Genomic DNA, 21,463 nt, shown 5'->3' on the forward strand with positions numbered 1-21,463 from the left:
AAACCGGTGTCGGCCGAAAGTGGAGATGCGTGGATGAACGGGCCCGGATCCGACTCAGCTCTGGCACGACGGCTCGCCACGGCCGTACCGTCCCGGCACCGCGCGCTGGTGACCGACCTGGTGCGCACGGCCGTGACCGAGGCGATCGAGACGGCCCGGCCGGGCACGGCGGCCCCGCTCGATGTGGCCGCCCCCCTCGCCGCGCAGGGACTCGACTCGCTCGCCGCGGTCGACCTGCACCGGCGGCTGACCGCGCGCACCGGCCTGGACCTGCCGGTCGGCCTCGCCTACGACTGCCCGACCGTCCAGGACCTCACGGCCCGGCTGCTCGCCGAGGTCCACGGCACCCCGGACACCCCCGCCGAACCGGCCGGTGAGACGGACCCCGGCGAACCGGTCGCCGTCGTCGGCATGGGCTGCCGCTTCCCCGGCGGCATCGCCTCCCCGGAGGACCTGTGGCGGCTGCTCACCGACGGCGGCGAGGTGCTGACCGGCTTCCCCCAGGACCGCGGCTGGGACCTGGACGCCCTCTACCACGAGGACCCCGAGGTGCCCGGCAGCACCTACGTGCGCAATGGCGGATTCCTCGACACCGCCGCCGAGTTCGACGCCGACTTCTTCGGCATCAGCCCGCGCGAGGCGCTCGGCATGGACCCCCAGCAGCGGCTCGTCCTGGAGACCTCCTGGCAGGCCTTGGAGGACGCCGGCATCGACCCCACGGCGCTGCGCGGCACCCCGGCCGGGATGTTCCTCGGCGCCGAGATCCAGGAGTACGGCCCGCGGCTGCACGACGCCCCGGACGGCCTGGACGCCTATCTGCTCGCCGGGAACGCCAACAGCGTCATCTCCGGCCGCGTCGCCTATGTGCTGGGCACCGAGGGCCCTGCGGTCACCGTGGACACCGCCTGCTCCGCCGCCCTGGTCGCCGTGCACCTGGCGTGCCGCTCGCTGAGGCAGGGCGAGTCCTCGCTCGCGCTCGCCGGGGGCGTCGCCGTCATGGGCGGCCCCGGGGTGTTCACCGCCTTCAGCCGGCAGCGGGGCCTCGCCGCCGACGGGCGCTGCAAGGCGTTCTCCGCCGCCGCCGACGGCACCGGCTTCGCCGAGGGCGTCGGCGTGCTCGTCCTGGAACGGCTGTCCGACGCCCGTCGCAACGGGCACCGGGTGCTGGCCCTGATACGCGGCTCGGCCGTGAACCAGGACGGCGCCTCCAACGGCCTGACCGCGCCCAGCGGCATCGCCCAGCAGCGGCTGATCCGCCGGGCGCTCGCCGACGCCGGCCTCACCGCCGCCGACGTCGACGTGGTCGAGGCACACGGCACCGGCACCCGGCTCGGCGACCCCATCGAGGCCACCGCGCTGCTCGCCACCTACGGCCAGGACCGCCCCGCCGGGGCGCCGCTGCTGCTCGGCTCCGTCAAGTCCAACCTCGGGCACACCCAGGCCGCCGCCGGCGCCGCCGGACTGATCAAGACCATCCTCGCCATGCGGCACGGGCGGGTACCGGCCACCCTCCACGTCGACGCGCCCACCCCGCACGTCGACTGGTCGTCCGGGGCCGTGGAACTCGTCACCGCGCAGCGCCCCTGGCCCGACACCGGCCGGGCCCGGCGGGCCGGGGTGTCCTCGTTCGGCGTCAGCGGCACCAACGCGCACGTCATCGTCGAACACCCCGAGCCCGAGCCCGCTCCGGGGCCCGAGTCCGCGGCCGAGGCATTCGGTCCGGACGCCCGCCCGGCCCCGCCCGCCGGGACACCCCTGCCGTTCGCCCTGTCCGCCCGGGGCGAGGCCGCCCTGCGCGCCCGCGCCGCCGACCTGCTGCCCCTCGCGGACGAGGCCGACCTCCTCGACCTCGCCCACTCGCTGGCCACCACCCGGGCCGCGCTGCCCGACCGGGCCGTCCTCGTCGCCGCCGACCGCGAAGAACTGCGCGCCGCCCTGCGTGACCTGGCCTCCGGCACCACCCCGCCCACCGCCCGCGCCGACGGCGAACTCGGCTTCCTGTTCACCGGGCAGGGCAGCCAGCGCCCCGGCATGGGCCGCGAACTCGCCGCCGCCCACCCGGTGTTCGCCGACGCCCTGGACGACATCTGCGCCCACTTCGACCTCCAGCTCGCCCGGCCGCTGAAGGAGATCCTGTTCGCCGGCCCCGGCACCCCCGAGGCCGAACTGCTGCACCGCACCGAGTACGCGCAGCCCGCCCTGTTCGCCCTGGAAGTCGCCCTGTACCGGCTGCTGGAGAGCTGGGGCCTCACCCCCGGCCAGCTCGCCGGGCACTCCGTGGGCGAGATCGCCGCCGCCCATGTCGCGGGCGTCCTCACCCTCCAGGACGCCACGATCCTGGTCGCCGCCCGCGGCCGGCTCATGCAGGCCCTGCCCGAAGGCGGTGCCATGCTCGCCGTACGGGCCGCCGAGGACCAGGTGACACCCCTGCTCACCGGGCGCACCGGCATCGCCGCCGTCAACGGGCCCGGCGCCGTCGTCGTCTCCGGGGACGCGGCCGACGTGGAGCTGATCGCCGCCGAACTCGCCGCGCGCGGCCACGACAGCAAACGGCTGCGGGTCGGCCACGCCTTCCACTCGCCGCTGATGGAACCGATGCTGGCCGAGTTCCGCCGGATCGCGCACGTCCTGGACTACGCCGAACCGCGGCTGCCGATCGTCTCCACCGTCACCGGCGGCCCCGTCACCGCCGAACTGCGCGACCCCGAGTACTGGGTGGAGCACGTCCGCGCCAAGGTCCGCTTCCACGACGCCGTCCGCTCCCTCGCCGACGCCGGGACCCGCACCTTCCTGGAGGTCGGCCCGGACGCCGTGCTGTCCGCCCTGGGCCCGGACTGCACCGACGCACCCGGCACCGCGTTCCTGCCGGTGCTGCGGCGCGAGCGGCCCGAGCCGCGCGAGGCCCTCACCGCGCTCGCCGCCGCCCACGCCCGGGGCGTCCCCGTCGACTGGCGGCGGCACTTCGCCGGCCTCGGCGGGCGCCGGATCGACCTGCCCGGCTACCCCTTCCAGCGGCGCCGCTTCTGGCTGGAACAGCGCACCGGCACCGACGCCACCGGCCTCGGCCAGCTCCCCGCCGGGCATCCGCTGCTGGCCGCCGTGGTCGCCGTCGGCGCCGAGGGCGTCGTCCTCACCGGCCGCCTCTCCACCCGCGCCCAGCCCTGGCTCGCCGACCACGTCATCGGCGGCCGGATCCTCTTCCCCGGCACCGCCTTCGTGGAACTCGCCCTGCGCGCGGGCGACCACGCCGGCGCGAGCACCCTGGAGGAACTGACCCTCGGCGCCCCGCTGGTGCTGCGCGCCGAGGAGGACATCGCCGTACAGGTCGCCGTCGGCGAACCCGACGCCACCGGCCGGCGCACCGTCACCGTGCACAGCCGCGCGGACCAGGCGGCACCCTGGACCCAGCACGCCACCGGCGTCCTCACCACCACCGCCCCGCCCGCCCCGCCCGCCCTGACCGAGTGGCCGCCGCCGGGCGCCCGGCCGCTGGACACCACCGGCGTCTACGCCGAACTCGCCGCCCAGGGCTACGACTACGGGCCCGCCTTCCAGGGGCTGCGCGCCGCCTGGCGGCACGGCGACGACGTCTGTGCCGAGGTCGCCCTGCCCGAGGACGCCACCGCCGACGCCGGCGCGTTCGGCCTGCACCCGGCGCTGCTCGACGCCGCGCTGCACGCCGCCGACCTCGACACCCCGCAGCGGCCCGAGGTGCTGGTGCCGTTCGCCTGGACCGGCGTCACCCTGCACGCCACCGGCGCCACCGCCCTGCGGGTACGGATCACCCGCCGGGGCGGCGACACCATCGCCGTGCGCCTCGCCGACCCCACCGGCGCCCCGGTGGCCGCCGTCGAGGCCCTGACCTCCCGGCCCGTACCGGACCAGGACGTCCTGTACACCGTGCGCCCGCAGCCGTACCCCCGGCCCGCGACCACCGAACCGCTGCGGACCGCCGTCCTCACCGACCCCGCCGGACCGCTGCCGGACGGGCCCGCCCCGGACGCCGTCGTGTACCGCGTCCCCGGACCGGCGGACGCCGACGCCACCCAGGCCCGCGCCCATGTCCGCGACGTCCTCGGGCTGTTGCGCACCTGGCAGACGGACGAGCGCCTCGCGGACACCCGGCTGGTCGTCGTCACCCCGCCCGAGAGCCCCGCCCACGCGGCCGTCCGCGGCCTGGTCCGCTCCGCCCAGGCCGAGAACCCCGGCCGGTACGTCCTGATCGAGCACGAGGCGCTGCCCTCCGAGACCGGCCTGCGCCGCGCCCTCGCCACCGGCGAACCCGAACTCTCCCTCGCCGACGGCGCGTTCAGCGTGCCCCGGCTGGCCGCGCAGCCCACCGGTGACGCCCCCGCCGCCGACTGGGGCACCGTGCTCGTCACCGGCGGCACCGGCGGCCTCGGCGCGCTCCTCGCCCGCCACCTGGTGACCGCCCACGGAGTACGCCGCCTGGTCCTCGCCGGCCGCCGCGGCACCGCACCGGACCTGCACGCCGAACTGACCGCGCTGGGCGCCGAGGTGACCGTGGCCGCCTGCGACACCGGCGACCGCGAGGCACTGCGCCGCCTGCTGGAACGGCACCCGGTGGACTCCGTCGTCCACGCGGCGGGCACCGTCCACGACGGCACCGTGGACACCCTCACCGACGCGATGGTGGACGAGGTCTTCCACGCCAAGGCCCTGGGCGCCTGGCACCTGCACGAACTGACCCGGGACCGCGAACTCTCCCGCTTCGTGCTGTTCTCCTCCCTCGCCGCCGTCCTCGACGGGGCCGGCCAGGGCAACTACGCCGCCGCCAACGCCTACCTGGACGCCCTCGCCGCCCACCGCGCCGCCCTCGGCCTGCCCGCCACCTCCCTCGGCTGGGGCCTGTGGGCCACCGACCGCGGCATGGGCGCCGGCCTGGACGAGGCCGCCCGGGACCGCATCGCCGCCTACGGCGTGCCCGGTCTGACCGCCGCCCGCTCCCTGGAACTGTTCGACGCCGCCGTGCGCTCCCGCGCCCCGCACCTGGTGCCCGTGGAGATCGACACCGCCGCCGTCCGCCGCCGCCCCGACGGCGTACCGCCGCTGCTGACCGGCCTAGTCCGCCCGGTCACCCGCCGGGCCGCGGCACGCACCGGCGCCACACCGGCCACGGACGGACGGCTCGCCGCGCTGCCCGCCGCCGACCGCGACCGCGCCCTGCTCGACCTCGTACGCACCGAGGTCGCGGCCGTCCTGCGGCACGACGGGCCGGCCGCCGTCGACCCCGGCCGGGCCTTCACCGACCTCGGCTTCGACTCGCTCGCCGCCGTCGAACTGCGCAACCGGCTCAACACCGCCACCGGGCTGCGGCTGCCCGCCACCCTCGTCTTCGACCACCCCACCTCCCGCGCCCTGGCCGCCCACATCCGCGACACCCTCTTCGGCACCGGCCCCCAGGAGGACCCCACCGCCCCCGCGCGCACCGCGACCGACGACGACCCGGTCGTCATCGTCGGCATGAGCTGCCGCTACCCCGGCGAGGTCCGCTCCCCGGAGGACCTGTGGCGGCTCGTCGCCGACGGCGCCGACGCGGTCGGCGGCTTCCCCACGGACCGCGGCTGGGACACCGACGCCCTCTACGACCCCGAGCCCGGCACCCCCGGCCGCACCTACACCCGCGAGGGCGCCTTCCTGTACGACGCGGCCGAGTTCGACGCCGCCTTCTTCGGCATCGGCCCGCGCGAGGCCGCCGCCATGGACCCCCAGCAGCGGCTCCTGCTGGAGGTGTCCTGGGAGGCCCTGGAGCGCTCCGCCATCAACCCGCACCGGCTGCGCGGCTCCCGCACCGGCGTGTTCGCGGGCGTCATGTACCACGACTACGGCACCCGGCTCGCCGAGGTCCCCGAGGACCTCGCCGCCTACCTCGGCAACGGCAGCCTCGGCAGCGTCGTCTCCGGCCGGGTCGCCTACGCCCTCGGCCTGGAGGGACCGGCCGTCACCGTCGACACCGCCTGCTCCTCCTCGCTGGTCACCCTGCACCTGGCGGCCCAGGCGCTGCGCCAGGGCGAATGCGACCTCGCCCTGGTCGGCGGCGTCACCGTCATGTCGACACCGGACACCTTCGTCGACTTCGCCCGGCAGCGCGGACTGGCCGCCGACGGCCGCTGCAAGTCCTTCGCCGACGGCGCCGACGGCACCGGCTGGGGCGAGGGCGCCGGCGTGCTCGTCGTGGAACGCCTCTCCGACGCCCGCCGCCACGGGCACCGGGTCCTCGCCCTGGTGCGCGGCTCCGCCGTCAACTCCGACGGCGCCTCCAACGGCCTGACCGCCCCCAACGGCCCCTCCCAGCAACGCGTCATCCGCGCCGCGCTCGCCGCCGCCGGACTCACCCCGGCCGACGTGGACGCCGTGGAGGCGCACGGCACGGGCACCACCCTCGGCGACCCCATCGAGGCGCAGGCGCTGCTCGCCACCTACGGACAGGACCGCGAACAGCCGCTGTGGCTGGGCTCCGTGAAGTCCAACATGGGCCACACCCAGGCCGCCGCCGGGGTCGCCGGAGTCATCAAGATGGTGATGGCGATGCGGCACGGCGTGCTGCCCCGGACCCTGCACGTGGACAAGCCCTCGACCCAGGTCGACTGGAGCGCCGGAGCCGTGGAACTGCTCACCGAGCAGCGCCCGTGGCCCGAGACCGGCCGGGCCCGCCGGGCGGGCGTCTCCTCCTTCGGGATCAGCGGCACCAACGCCCATGTGATCCTCGAGGGGTTCGCCGAGCCCGAGCCCGCCGAGCCGGACCCCGCCACCGCCCCGCCGGTGCTCGCCCTCCCGGTCTCCGCCCGCTCACCCGAGGCCCTGCGCGGCCAGGCCCGGCGGCTGCTGGACCTGACCGGTACCGCCCCCGCCGACCTCGGCCGGGCCCTGGCCACCACCCGCGCCACCCACCCCCACCGCGCCGTCCTCCTCGCCACCGGCGACGACCAGGCCGCCACCGCCCTGCGCGCCCTCGCCCACGGCACCGAGGCACCCGGACTGCTCGTCACCGGCTCCGCCACCGACGGCGACCTCGCCTACCTGTTCTCCGGCCAGGGCGCCCAGCGCCCCGGCATGGGCCGCGACTGGTACGACGCCTTCCCCGTCTACGCCGAGCACTTCGACCGGGCCGCCGCGCTCTTCGACAAGCACCTCGAACGGCCCCTCGCCGAGGTCGTCCTCGGCGAAGACGCCGAAACCCTGGAGCAGACCGCCTACACCCAGGCCGCCCTGTTCACCACCCAGGTCGCCCTCTACCGGCTGCTGGAGTCCTTCGGGCTGCGCCCCGGCCGGCTGGCCGGACACTCCGTCGGCGAGTTCGCCGCCGCGCACGTGGCGGGCGTGTGGTCGCTGGCGGACGCCGTCACCGCCGTCGCCGCCCGCGGCCGGCTCATGCAGGCGCTGCCCCCGGGCGGCGCGATGGCCGCCGTCCAGGCGTCCGAGGAGGAGGTGGCCGCGCTGGTGGACGGCGAGCGGTGCGCCATCGCCGCCGTCAACGGCCCCCGGTCCGTGGTCGTCTCCGGCGACGAGGACGCCGTCGCCGAGGTCGCCGCGCACTTCCCCGGCGCCCGCCGGCTGCGCGTCTCGCACGCCTTCCACTCGCCCCGCATGGCACCCGTGCTGGAGGAGTTCCGGGAGGTCATGGCCGGGCTGCGGGCCGCCGAACCGGCCCTGCCGATCGTCTCCACCCTCACCGGCGCCCCGGCCACCGCCGCCGACCTCGGCTCCGCCGACTACTGGACCCGGCACGTGCGGGAGACCGTGCGGTTCGCCGACGCGGTCGCCACGCTGGCCGCCCAGGGCACCGGCACCTTCCTCGAACTCGGCGCCGCGCCCGTGCTCACCGCCCTGGGCCCCGACTGCCTGCCGGACGCCGACGACACCGCTTTCGTCCCCGCCGCCCGCAAGGACACCGCCCCGCTCCCCGGACTGCTCGCCGCCCTGGCCGCCGTCCACACCCGGGGCTTCGACGTCGACTGGGGCGTGCTGTACGAGAACTACCCGGGCCGCCCGGTCGACCTGCCCACGTACGCCTTCGAACACCGCCGGTACTGGCTGCCCACGCCCGCCGTCACCGCCGGCGACGCCACCGGGCACGGGCTCGCCGCCGCCGGACACCCGCTGGTCAGCGCCCGCCTGGACCTGCCCGGCGACGCCGGGGTGCTGCTCACCGGCCGGATCTCCACCGCCACCCACCCGGCCCTCGCCGACCACGCCGTCCTGGGCACGGTCCTGGTGCCCGGCGCCGCCCTGGTCGACCTCGCGCTGCACGCCGGACGCCTGACCGGCCGTCCCGTCCTGGAGGAACTCACCCTGCACGCCCCGCTGGCGCTGCCCGGCGACACCGCCGTACGCCTCCAGGTCGCCGCCCGCGCCGACGGCACCGTGGACATCCACTCCCGCGCCGAACACGCCCCCGCCGACGAGGGCTGGACCCACCACGCCACCGGCACCCTCACCGACTCCGGAGCCGCACCCGCACCCGCGTCCGGCGCCTGGCCGCCGCCCGGGGCCACCCCGCTCGACGTCGGCGGCCTCTACCCGCGCCTGCACACCGAGGGCTACGACTACGGCCCCGTCTTCCGGGGCGTGCGGGCCGCCTGGCGGGACGGGGACACCCTGCTCGCCGACCTGGAACTGCCCGCGCAGGCGGCCCAGGACGCCGCCCGGCACGTGCTGCACCCCGCGCTGCTGGACTCCGCCCTGCACGTCACCTCCCTGCTCGACGGCGAGCCGGCGCCCGACGGGCCGGCCGACGGCATCGCCCTGCCCTTCGCCTGGACCGGGGTCACCGCGCACGCCCAGGCGTCCGTCACCGCCCGGGTCCGCGTCACCTCCGGCCCCGACGGCACCCGCATCGAGCTGGCGGACACCGACGGCCGGCCCCTGGCCACCGTCGCCTCCTACGTCACCCGGCCCTACGCCGCCGACCGGCTCACCCGGCGCCACCGCCACCTCTACGCCGTCGCCGACACCCCCCTGCCCGAGGCCGCCGGGCGCCCCGACCGCCGGAGCTGGGCGGTCCTCGGCGACGACGACCTCGGCCTCGGCGCCCCGCTCCACCCCCACCTGGACGCACTCGGCGCCACCCCGCCCGACGTGGTCATCCTGCCCGTCACCGCACCCGGCACCGACGACGTGCCCGGCGCCGTGCGCGGCGCGCTCGGCCGCACCCTGGAAGTCCTCCAGGCCTGGAGTGCCGACGACCGGTACGCCGGCTCGGTGCTCGTGGTCCTCACCGGCGGCTCCCTCGCCGACGCGGCCGTGCACGGGCTGGTGCGGGCCGCGCAGGCCGAGGACCCCGGCCGGATCCTGCTCGTCACCCGGACCGCGCCCGACGCCCCCGTACCCGACCGGGCCGCGCTCGCCGCCCTCCTCGACTCCGGGGAACCCGAGGTCCACTGGCGCGACGGCACGCCGCACGCGCCCCGGCTGGTCCGCGCCGACGACACCGAGGGCACCGCCCGCCCGTGGGGCACCGTCCTCGTCACCGGCGGCACCGGCGGACTCGGCGCCCTGGTCGCCCGCCACCTGGCCGCCCGGCACGGCGTCACCCGCCTGGTGCTGACCAGCCGCCGCGGACCCGCGGCGCCCGGCGCCGCCGCACTGCGCGCCGGCCTCGCGGAACTCGGCGCCGAAGCCGACATCGTCGCCTGCGACGCGGCCGACCGCACCGCGCTCGCCGCCCTGCTCGCCGCGCACCCCGTCGACAGCGTCGTGCACACCGCCGGCGTCCTGGACGACGCCCTGATCGGCTCGCTGTCCCCGGCGCGGCTGGACACCGTCCTGCGGCCCAAGGCGGACGCCGCCTGGCACCTACACGAACTGACCCGGGAGCGGGAACTCGCCCACTTCGTGCTGTTCTCCTCGGCCGCCGGCACCCTCGACGCCTCCGGACAGGGCAACTACGCCGCCGCCAACGCCTTCCTGGACGCCCTCGCCGCCCACCGCGCCGCCCTCGGCCTGCCCGCCACCTCCCTCGCCTGGGGCCTGTGGTCCGGCGGCGGCATGGGCGCCGCCCTCGGCCAGGCCGACGTCCAGCGCATCGAACGCACCGGAATCGGCGCGCTCGACCCGGACGAGGGACTGGAGCTGTTCGACGCCGCCGTGGCCGCGGACACCCCCGCCCTGGTCCCGGTACGCCTGGACACCGCCGTCCTGCGCCGCCGCGCCGGTGACGTCCCCGCCCCGCTGCGCACCCTGGCCGGCGTCACCGCCCGCCCGGACCGCGCCGAACACGCCCGCACCCTGGGCGAACGCCTGGCCGAACTGCCCGCCGCCGACCACGAGCACACCGTGCTGGAAGCGGTCCGCACCGAGGTGGCCGCCGTCCTCGGCCACCCCGGGCCCGCCGCCGTCGAACCCCGCCGCGCCTTCACCGAACTGGGTTTCGACTCGCTCGCCGCCGTGGAACTGCGCAACCGCCTGGGCACGGTCTGCGGACTGCGCCTGCCCTCTACCCTCATCTTCGACCACCCCACCCCGGCCGCCCTCGCCGGCCACCTCCTCGAGCGGCTGCGGCCCCAGCCGGAACCGGCCGCGCCCGCCGGGGACGACGACGAGGTGCGCGCCCTGATCTCCCGCATCCCCGTCGACCGCCTGCGCGCCGCCGGTCTGCTCGACAGCCTGCTGAAGCTGTCCGAGCCCGCCGCGGAACCCGCCCCCGCCGAACCGGCCGGGGACATCCGGACCATGGCCGTGGCCGACCTGGTACGCGCCGCCCTCGACCGCACCACCCCCCAGTGACACCACCCCGGTGCCGGACGACGCGCCGCGTCCGGCACCGGGCCCCCGTACCGGCGCACCCGCACCGCCGTCACCAGCGCCGCCGAGCCAGCAGGGAGCGACACCGACCGTGGACACATCCGTCGAGCAGATCGTCGAGGCGCTGCGCGAGTCGTTGCTAGAGAACGAGCGGCTGCGCCGGCAGAACGACCGGATCACCGAGGCGGCGCACGAGCCCGTGGCCATCGTCGCCATGAGCTGCCGCTACCCCGGCGGCGTGCAGACCCCCGAACAGCTGTGGCAGCTGGTCGACGCGGGCACGGACGCCGTCGGCGACTTCCCCGACGACCGGGGCTGGGACGTCGAGGCGATCTACGACCCCGACCCGGACGCCCCCGGCCGCACCCACGTCCGCGAAGGCGGGTTCCTCTACGACGCGGCCCGGTTCGACCCCGGCTTCTTCGGCATCAGCCCGCGCGAGGCCCTCGCCATGGACCCGCAGCAGCGGCTGCTGCTGGAGACCGCCTGGGAGGCATTCGAACGCGCCGGCATCGACCCGCACACCCTCAAGGGCAGCCGCACCGGCATCTACGCGGGCGTCATGTACCACGACTACGGCAGCTGGCTCACCGAGGTCCCGGAGGGCGTCGAGGGCTACCTCGGCAACGGCAACCTCGGCAGCGTCGCCTCCGGCCGCGTCTCCTACCTCCTCGGCCTGGAAGGGCCCGCCGTCACCGTCGACACCGCCTGCTCCTCCTCCCTGGTCGCCCTCCACCTCGCCGTACAGGCCCTGCGCACCGGCGAGTGCACCCTCGCCCTGGCCGGCGGCGTGACCGTGATGTCCACCCCGGACACCTTCATCGACTTCTCCCGCCAGCGCGGTCTCGCCCTCGACGGCCGCTGCAAGTCCTTCGCCGACGGCGCCGACGGCACCGGCTGGGGCGAGGGCGCCGGACTGCTCCTGCTGGAACGGCTCTCCGACGCCCGCCGCAACGGCCACCGCGTGCTGGCCGTCGTACGCGGCTCCGCCGTCAACCAGGACGGCGCATCCAACGGCCTGACCGCCCCCAACGGCCCCTCCCAGCAGCGCGTCATCCGCGCCGCCCTCGCCAACGCCCGCCTGGAACCCCACCAGGTGCACGCCGTCGAGGCGCACGGCACCGGCACCCCGCTCGGCGACCCCATCGAGGCCCAGGCGCTGCTCGCCACCTACGGTCAGGACCGCGCCGAACCGCTCTGGCTGGGCTCCGTCAAGTCCAACATCGGGCACACCCAGGCCGCCGCCGGGGTCGCCGGCGTCATCAAGATGGTGATGGCCATGCGGCACGGCCGGCTCCCCAGGACCCTGCACGCCGACCGCCCCACCACCCAGGTCGACTGGGAGGCGGGCGCCGTCGAACTGCTCCGCGAGGCCCGGGACTGGCCCGCCGACGGCGAGCCCCGCCGCGCCGCCGTCTCCTCCTTCGGCATCAGCGGCACCAACGCCCACGTCATCGTCGAGGCCGCCCCCGAGACCGAGCCGCGCGCCACGGACCCCTCCTGGTCCGGCCCGCTCCCGCTGGTGCTGTCCGGCAACGGCCCCCGGGGCCTGGCCGCCCAGGCCCGCCGCCTCCTCGACCACCTCGCCACCGCCACCGACCCGGTCCCCGACATCGCGCACACCCTCGCCACCGGGCGCGCCGCGCTGGACGAACGGGCCGTCGTCACCGCCGCCGGCCCCGCCGCCCTCACCGCCGGGCTGACCGCCCTCGCCGAGGGCGACGACACCGCGCCGAACGTGGTGCACGGCCGGCCCGCCGCGGAGTCCCGCATCGCCTTCGTCTTCCCCGGCCAGGGCTCCCAGTGGGCCGGCATGGCCGCCGACCTCCTCGACGCCTCACCGGTGTTCGCCGCGCGCATGGCCGACTGCGCCGCCGCCCTCGCCCCCGTCACCGACTGGGACCTCCTCGAGACCGTACGGTCCCGGCAGCCCCTGGACCGGGTGGACGTCGTCCAGCCCGTGCTGTGGGCGATCATGGTGTCCCTCGCCGAGGTGTGGCGCGCCCACGGGGTCAGGCCCGCCGCCGTCGTCGGCCACTCCCAGGGCGAGATCGCCGCCGCCTGCGTGGCCGGCGTGCTCTCCCTCGCCGACGGCGCCCGCGTCGTGGCCCTGCGCAGCCAGGCCATCGCCCGGGAGCTCTCCGGCCTCGGCGGCATGATGTCGGTGGCCCTGCCCGAGGCCCGGGTGCGCGACCTCCTCGCCCCCTACGACGGCCGGGTCTCGGTGGCCGCCGTCAACGGCGCCTCCTCCGTGGTGCTGTCCGGCGACGCCGACGCCCTGGACGCGCTCCGCGAGACCATCGTGGCCGACGGCCACCGCGCCAAGCGGCTCCCCGTCGACTACGCCTCGCACTCCGCGCACGTCGAGGCGGTCCGGGAGCGCCTGCTCACCGACCTCGCGGACATCCGGCCCCGGCCCGCCGAGGTGCCGTTCTACTCCACCGTCACCGGCGCCCGCCTCGACACCACCGGCCTGGACGCCGGCTACTGGTACACCAACCTCCGGCAGACCGTGCTGTTCGAGCCCGCAACCCGCACCCTGCTCGACGCCGGGTACGGGGTCTTCGTCGAGTGCAGCCCGCACCCGGTGCTGCTGCACAGCGTCGAGGAGACCGCCGACACCGCCGACACCGGCATCACCGCCCTCGGCTCCCTGCACCGCGACGACGGCGGCGCCGAGCGCCTGCTGACCGCCCTCGGCGAGGCATTCGTCGCCGGCGTCCCGGTGGACTGGACACCCGTCTTCGACGGCCTGCCGGTGCGCCCCGCCGACCTGCCGACCTACGCCTTCCAGCGCGAGCGGTACTGGCTCGGCCGGTCCGCCGGCGGCGGCGACGTCACCGCCGCCGGGCTGCAGAGCACCGGCCACCCCCTGCTGGGCGCCGCCGTCCCGGTCGCCGGGGGCGGCACCGTGTTCACCGGCCGGCTCGCCACCGCGACCACGCCCTGGCTGGCCGACCACGCCGTCTCCGGCACCCCCCTGCTGCCCGGCACCGCCCTGGTCGAACTCGCCCTCGGCGCGGGCCACCAGCTCGGCTGCGCGCACCTGGCCGAACTCACCCTCCAGGCACCGCTGACCCTGCCCGAGCGGGGCGCCGTCCAGCTCCAGCTGCACGTGGCCGCCGCCGACGACACCGGGCACCGCGCGCTGACCGTCCACTCCCGCCCCGAGGGCGCCGACGACACCGCCTGGACCCGGCACGCCACCGGCCTGCTCGCCCCCCAGGCCGGTACGCCCGCCTTCGACCTCACGGCCTGGCCGCCCCCGGGCGCCGAGCCCGTACCGGCCGAGGACGCCTACGACCGGCTGGCCGCCCTCGGCTACGACTACGGGCCCGCCTTCCAGGGCCTGCGCGCCCTGTGGCGGCGCGGCGACGAGACCTTCGCCGAGGTCGAACTCCCCGTGGAAGCCGACGCGTTCGCCCTGCACCCGGCCCTGTTCGACGCCGCGCTGCACGCCGGCGGACTCACCGCCGGCGGCCAGGACACCGCCCTGCTGCCGTTCTCCTGGACCGGGGTCTCGCTGTACGCGGCCGGCGCCACCGCCCTGCGGGTCCGGCTGCACGGCGAGGAGACACTCTCCGTCCGGCTGGCCGACCCCACGGGCGCCCCGGTCGCCGAGGTCGAGGCCCTGGTCTCCCGGCCCGTCGACCCGGCCGCGCTCACCGCCGCCGCCCGCACCGACGCCCTGTACCGGCTCAACTGGCCGGCCCTGCCCGCCCCCGAGGCGCCCGCGCCCGAGTACGCCGTCCTGGACGAACGGGGCCCGGCCGCGCTGGAGACCGTGCCCGCCTGGGCGGTGCTGCCCGCCGGCGGCGACGGCCCGGGCACCGGCGCGCACCGGGCGGCCGAGCGCGTGCTGAGGGCCGTACAGGACTGGCTGGCCGACGAACGCACCGCCTCCGCCCGGCTGCTGGTCCACACCGAGGGTGCCGTGGCGGCGGGGGAGGAGGACGTCACCGACCTGGCCGGAGCCGCCGTGTGGGGGCTGGTCCGGGCCGCCCAGGGGGAGCATCCGGGGCGGTTCGTCCTCGTCGACGGCGCGGACCCGGACACCGCGGTGGCCGTGGCGGCGGCCACCGGAGAACCCCAGCTCGCCCTGCGCGACGGCGCCGTGCGGGTGCCCCGGCTCGCCCGCGCCACCCCGCGCGGACCGGCACCGGCCCTCGACCCGGAGGGCACCGTGCTGATCACCGGCGGCACCGGGGTGCTCGGCGCGCTGGTCGCCCGGCACCTGGTCGCCGAGCACGGCGTGCGCCGGCTGGTGCTGGCCGGCCGCAGTGGCACCGCCGCCGACGACTTCGCCGACGTCGACGCGGAGATCGTCGTGGCCCGCTGCGACGCCGCCGACCGGGAGCAACTGGCCCGGCTCCTGGCCGAGATACCGCCACACCGCCCGCTGACCGCCGTCGTCCACCTCGCCGGCGTCCTGGACGACGGCCTGGTCACCGACCAGACCGGCGAGCGTCTGGCCGCCGTCCTGCGGCCCAAGGCGGACGCCGCCTGGCACCTGCACGAGCTGACCCGCGACCTCGGCCTCGCCGCGTTCGTGCTGTTCTCCTCCGCCGCCGGCACCCTCGACGGCGCCGGCCAGTCCGGCTACGCCGCCGCCAACGCCTTCCTCGACGCCCTCGCCGCCCACCGCCGCCACCACGGGCTGCCCGCGCACTCGCTGGCCTGGGGCTTCTGGGCGCAGCGCACCGGCCTGACCGCCCACCTCACCGACGCCGACGTGGCCCGCATGGCCCGCGCCGGCGTCCGCCCCCTGGCCACCGAGGAGGGCCTCAGCCTGCTCGACGCCGCCCTGGGCGCCGCCGAGCCGCTGCTGCTCCCGATCGGCCTGGACCTGGCCGTGCTGCGCCGCGCCACGGAGGTCCCGGCCGTGCTGCGCGGCCTGGTGCCCGCCCGCGCCCGCCGCACCGCCGCCACCCACGCCGACTCCGCCCCGCTCGCCGGCCGGCTCGCCGCCCTCGGCCCCGCCGAACGCGACGCGGCCCTCATGGAGCTGGTCCGCACCCACGTCGCCGCCGTGCTCGGCCACGGCGCCGACATGACGCTGGACCCGCGCCGCTCCTTCCGCGAGTCCGGCTTCGACTCGCTGACCGCGGTGGAACTGCGCAACCGCCTGGGCGCCGCGGTCGGCCTGCGCCTGCCCGCCACCCTGGTCTTCGACTACCCGGACGCGGGCGCGCTCGTCGCCCACCTCAGGACGGAACTGTTCGGGGAGGAGGCCGAAGCCGCCGCCGACGTCACCGTGCGGGAGGCGGACGAGCCGGTCGCCATCGTCGCCATGGCCTGCCGCTACCCCGGCGGCGTCGCCACCCCCGAGGAGCTGTGGCGGCTGCTGGCCGACGGCGGCGACGGCATCGGCGCCTTCCCCGCCGACCGCGGCTGGGACCTGGACGGCCTGTACGACCCGGAGCCCGGCAAGGCCGGTCACTCCTCCACCCGGTTCGGCGGATTCCTGTACGACGCCGCCGACTTCGACCCCGACTTCTTCGGCATCGGCCCGCGCGAGGCCCTGGCCATGGACCCGCAGCAGCGGCTGCTGCTGGAGACGTCCTGGGAGGCGCTGGAACGGGCCGGCATCGACCCGCACTCCGTGCGCGGCAGCCGCACCGGCGTCTTCGCGGGCGTCATGTACCACGACTACGGCAGCCGGCTGCGCCGCGTCCCCGAAGCCGTGCGCGACCACCTCGGCAACGGCAGCCTGGGCAGCGTGGCCTCCGGCCGGGTCGCCTACGCCCTCGGCCTGGAGGGCCCGACGCTCACCGTCGACACGGCGTGCTCGTCGTCGCTGGTGGCGCTGCACCTGGCCGCGCAGGCGCTCAGGCAGGGGGAGTGCGCGCTGGCGCTGGCCGGCGGGGTGTCGGTGATGTCGACCGTCGACACGTTCGTGGACTTCAGCAGGCAGCGCAACCTGGCCGCCGACGGCCACGCCAAGTCCTTCGCCGACGCGGCGGACGGCACCGCCCTGTCGGAGGGCGCCGGCATGCTGGTCCTGGAGCGGCTGTCGGACGCCCGGCGCAACGGGCATCCGGTACTGGCCGTCCTGCGGGGCTCGGCGGTGAACCAGGACGGTGCCTCCAACGGGCTGACGGCGCCGAACGGTCCGTCGCAGCAGCGGGTGATCCGGCAGGCGCTGGCCTCCGCCCGCCTCACCACCGCCGATGTGGACGTGGTGGAGGCGCACGGTACGGGGACGACGCTGGGCGACCCGATCGAGGCGCAGGCGTTGCTGGCCACCTACGGCCAGGACCGGGAGCGGCCGTTGTGGCTGGGGTCGGTGAAGTCGAACATCGGGCACACGCAGGCCGCGGCCGGGGTCGCCGGTGTCATCAAGATGGTGATGGCGATGCGGCACGGGGTGTTGCCCAGGACGCTGCACGTGGACCAGCCGTCCACGAAGGTGGACTGGGAGGCGGGGAACGTACGGCTGCTGACCGAGGAACAGCAGTGGCCGGCCGCGGACCGGCCGCGCCGGGCCGGAATCTCCTCCTTCGGGATCAGCGGCACCAACGTCCACGCCATCATCGAGGAGGCACCCGCCGAACAGCCCGCACCGGAGCCGGGCCCGGCCCCGCTGCTGCCGCTCGTCGTCTCCGGCGCCACCCCCGAGGCGCTGGCCGCCCAGGCCGTCCGGCTGCGCACGGTCGCCGGCCGGCCGCTGCCCGACCTCGCCCACTCCCTCGCCACGGACCGCGCCGCCCTCACCCACCGGGCCGCCGTCGTCGCCCGCGACGGGGACGAACTCCTCGCCGCGCTCACCGCGCTGGCCGACGGCACCGCCTCCGACGCCGTGGTCCGCGGCCGGCCCACCGGCGGCAGGACGGCCGTCCTCTTCACCGGCCAGGGCGCCCAGCGCCCCGGCATGGGCCGCGGCCTGTACGCCGCCCACCCCGCCTTCCGGGACGCGCTCGACGAGGTCTGCCAGGCGCTCGACACCCACCTCGACCGCCCGCTGCGCGACGTGATGTGGGCCGAACCCGGCACCGAGGACGCCGGGCTGCTCGACCACACGCTCTACACCCAGAGCGCCCTGTTCGCCGTCGAGACCGCGCTGTACCGGCTGCTGGAGTCCCACGGCGTCCGCCCCGACCTGCTGGCCGGCCACTCCATCGGCGAACTGACGGCCGCGCACGTCGCCGGGGTCTGGGACCTGGCGGACGCCGCCCGGCTGGTCGCCGCGCGCGGCCGGCTGATGCAGGCGCTGCCCGCCGGGGGCGCGATGCTCGCCGTCGACGCCACCGAGGACGAGGTGCTGCCCCACCTCGGCCCCGAGGTGTCCGTCGCCGCCGTCAACGGCCCCCGCGCCGTGGTCGTCTCCGGCACCGAGGCCGCCGTGGCCCAGGTCGCCGCCGCCTTCCCCGGCCGCCGTACCAAGCGGCTGCGGGTCAGCCACGCCTTCCACTCCCCGCTGATGGACCCGATGCTCGCGGAGTTCGAGAAGACCGCCCGGGAACTGCGGTACGCGCCGCCCGCGATCCCCCTCGTCTCCAACCTGACCGGAGCCCGCGCGGGCGAGGACGAGGTGTGCGACCCCGGCTACTGGGTGCGGCACGTCCGCGAGACGGTCCGCTTCGGCGACGCCGTCCGCGCGCTGGCGGCCGACGGGGTGCGCACCTTCCTCGAACTCGGCCCGGACGCCGTGCTGTCGGCCCTGGGCGCGCCCGCCCTCGCCGACACCGAGGGGGCCGCGTTCGTCCCGGCGCTGCGCCGCGACCGGGACGAGGAGCGGACCTACGCGGCCCTGCTCGGCACCGCCCACGTCCGCGGGGTCCCCGTCGACTGGCCGGGGGTCTTCGCCGGTACCGGCGCCCGCCGCACCGATCTGCCCACCTACGCCTTCCAGCGGCGGCGGCTGTGGCTGGACGACGAGCCCGGCGCGGTCACCGACGCGGGCGGCCTCGGCCAGGCCCCGGCCGGGCACCCGCTGCTCGGCGCGGCCCTGGACCTGGCCGACGACGACCGGGTCACGCTGACCGGCCGCCTCTCCCTGGCCACCCACCCCTGGCTCGGCGACCACGCCGTGGCGGGCGTGGTCCTCGTCCCGGGCAGCGCCTTCGTCGAACTGGCCGTCCAGGCCGGCGACCGCTCCGGCTGCCCGCACCTGGCCGAACTCACCCTGGAACGCCCGCTGGTCCTGCCCGGGCACGGCGCCGTCCACCTCCAGGTGTCCGCGGCGGCCCCCGACGCCGACGGGCGGCGACGGCTCACCGTGCACGCCCGCCCGGAGAGCGCCGACGGCGCGTGGACCCGGCACGCCACCGGCGTCCTCGCCCCGCGCACCGCACCGGAACCGGCCGCCGCGACCGACTGGCCGCCCGCCGGCGCCGTACCCGTGGACGTCACCGGCACCTACGACCACCTGGCCGCGCAGGGCTACGCCTACGGCCCGCTGTTCCGCTGCCTGCGCGGCGCGTGGCGGCTCGGCGCGGAGGTCTGGGCCGAACTCGCCCTGCCCGACCCGGCCGCGGCCGACGGCTTCGCCCTGCACCCGGCGCTGCTCGACTCCACCCTGCACGCCATCGACCTGCTCGACGGCCAGGACCCGACCGTGCTCACCCTGCCCTTCTCCTGGGAGGGCGTCACCCTGTACGCGACCGGCGCCACGGCGGTGCGGCTGCGGCTGACCCCGCACGGCACCGACCACATGACCCTGCGCCTGTACGACGGCACGGGCGCGCCCGTGGCCGAGGTGGCCGCCCTGCGCATCCGCGAGGTGACCGCCGACCGGCTGAACGCGGCCACGCCCGAGTCCGGCGACCTGTTCCACGTGCAGTGGGCCGAACTGCCGGTCCCCACCGGCGACTTCGCGCCCGCGCCCCGCACCCTCACCGTCCCCGCGGCCTCCGGCCCGGGCGCCGAGCCGCCCGCCGTGGCCCGGGAGAGCGCCGTACGCGCCCTCGACGAGCTGCGCCGGCACCTCGCCGAGGGACCGGGGGACGCGCCGCTGGTGGTGCTGACCCGGTCGGCCGTCGCCGTCCACGCCGACGACGCGCCCGATCCGGCACAGGCCGTGATCTGGGGCATGGTGCGGTCCGCTGCCGTCGAGCACCCCGGCCGGTTCGTGCTGGCCGACACCGACGGCGACCCCGCCTCGGCCACCGTCCTCGCGGCCGCCGTGGCCACCGGCGCCCCCGAACTCGCCCTGCGCGCGGGCGCGGTGTACGCGCCGGAGCTGACCCGCGTCACGGACCCGGAGCCGGCGGAAACCGCTCCGGGGTCCGCCGCGGCCCCGGCGGGACCCGCCGGGGAGACCGTGCTGGACCCGGAGGGAACCGTCCTGGTCACCGGCGGTACCGGCAGCCTCGGGCGGCTGCTGGCCCGGCACCTGGTCACCCGGCACGGGGTACGGCGGCTGCTGCTGGTCGGCCGCAACGGGCGGCTGCCCGAGCCCGGCCTCCTGGACGAACTGGCCGCCCTGGGCGCGACCGTGACCGTGGCCGCCTGCGACGTGACCGACCGGGACGCGCTCGCCGCTCTGCTGGCGTCCGTGCCGGACGAGTACCCGCTGACCGCCGTGGTGCACGCCGCGGGCGTCCTGGACGACGGCCTGGTCACCGACCTCACCCCCGAGCGGCTGGCGGAGGTCATGCGGCCCAAGGCGGACGCGGCCTGGCACCTGCACGAGCTGACCCGCGGCCTCGGCCTCGCCGCGTTCGTGCTGTTCTCCTCCGCCGCCGGCACCCTGGGCGCGGCGGGCCAGGCCAACTACGCCGCCGCGAACGCCTTCCTGGACGCCCTGGCCGCGCGGCGGCGCGCCGAGGGGCTGCCCGCCCTCTCGCTGGGCTGGGGGCTGTGGGACACGGGGGAGGGCATGGCGGCCGGGCTCGGCGAGACCGAGCTGCGCCGCCTGGCCCGCGACGGCATCCTCCCGCTGCCCGCCGACCGGGCACTGGCCCTGTTCGACCGCGCGCTGACCACCGAGGGCACGCCGACGGCAGGGGACACGCCGGCCGCCGGGGAAGCCCCGGCCGCCGACCGGGCCCTGCTGCTGCCGGTCCGCGTGCGGGTCACCGAGGACGCCCCCGCCCTGGTACGGGGCCTCGCCCCCGCGGCCGTACGGCGCACCGCCCGCCCGGCGGCCACCGCCGCGCCCGCCACCGCCGAGGCGCTGCCGGACCGGCTGGCCCGCCTCGGCGCCGCCGACGCCCTGAACCTGCTGGTGGAGACGGTCCGCGGGCATGTCGCCGACGTCCTCGGACACGGCTCCGCCGGCGCCGTCGACCCCCAGCGCCCCCTGGGCGACCTGGGCGTGGACTCGCTGGCCGCGCTGGAGCTGCGCAACCGGCTCGGCGCGGACACCGGCCTGCGGCTGTCCACCACCCTCACCTTCGACTACCCGACCTCCGACGCCCTCGCCCGGCACCTCTTCGCGGAGCTGGGCGTCGGCGGCGCCGCCGACCGGGTGGACATCGAGGCTGAAGTGGTGCGGCTGGAGGAGCTGTTGGGCGGCGCGCTGGAGTCGTCCGCGCTGGACGAGGAGCAGCGCGCCCGGGTGGCCGCCCGGCTGCGCACCCTCAGCGCCCGCTGGGACGGCACCGGGGAGTGGCGGGAGAACGGCACCGGGCAGACCGGTGGGACGGGGCTGGAGACGGCCACGGCCGACGAGCTGTTCGGCATCCTGGACGACGAACTGGGCAGCTTCAGCTGACCGTACGGCACGCGGCCCCACCGGAGATCTCCGGTGGGGCCG

General features: G+C 77.3%; 2 protein-coding genes. Both read left to right on the top strand.

Features of this window, described 5'->3' with window-relative positions; translation table 11 throughout:
• The first annotated feature begins 33 nt into the window (after window positions 1-33).
• Window positions 34-10,746, top strand: a complete 10,713-nt coding sequence (locus ACSURM_RS34280; RefSeq protein WP_436959844.1) for an SDR family NAD(P)-dependent oxidoreductase — start codon at window positions 34-36, stop codon at window positions 10,744-10,746.
• 109 nt (window positions 10,747-10,855) lie between these two features.
• Window positions 10,856-21,421 (top strand): SDR family NAD(P)-dependent oxidoreductase, encoded by a 10,566-nt coding sequence (locus ACSURM_RS34285; RefSeq protein ID WP_436959845.1) that lies wholly within the window; start codon window positions 10,856-10,858, stop codon window positions 21,419-21,421.
• Window positions 21,422-21,463 lie beyond the last annotated feature (42 nt).

The organism is Streptomyces sp. SudanB182_2057 (genome assembly GCF_964272715.1).
GTDB lineage: Bacteria > Actinomycetota > Actinomycetes > Streptomycetales > Streptomycetaceae > Streptomyces > Streptomyces rubradiris.